Annotated in this window: 1 pseudogene; it reads right to left on the bottom strand. The window is 40.4% G+C overall.

Annotated elements, in window-relative coordinates:
• Nucleotides 1-458, bottom strand: a pseudogene (locus E3E28_RS10825) (DUF460 domain-containing protein); the annotation flags it as partial.

Genomic DNA, 458 nt, shown 5'->3' on the forward strand with positions numbered 1-458 from the left:
CCGGAATCTTATTCTCTCTAAGCACTTCATAGACGTTATTCGGCAGAGTTTTTGCACTTATCAACGCTTTAATCCCCTTCTCGACCAAATACTCAGCTATGCTCTTCCCAGCCCCCGAAGGATTAACAACATAAATTACATCATCTTCTTTAATCCTTGCAGAGCGCTCAAGCTTCTCTATCTCCTTCCATGTTAAGCTCTCAAGGACCTTAAGAGGAACTGCTGTTCCTTTAAGCTCAAGGAGGTGCATTCTTTTTGCCAAAACTAAGTCCCTGCTGAGCTTTTTAATTATTGCTTTTGCCTCTCTAAGTTCTTTCTCGAGGTATGCAATTCTTTTGTCCCTAATCTCAATCTCCTTGCTTCTAATAACTTTAGCTCTAATCGCTTCATCGTAATATGCCAGCTTATCCTCAAGCTTTTCAATTCTTTTCTTTTGCTCTTCAATTATCGCCCTAAGC

It is taken from the genome of Thermococcus sp. 21S9 (assembly GCF_012027635.1).
GTDB lineage: Archaea > Methanobacteriota_B > Thermococci > Thermococcales > Thermococcaceae > Thermococcus.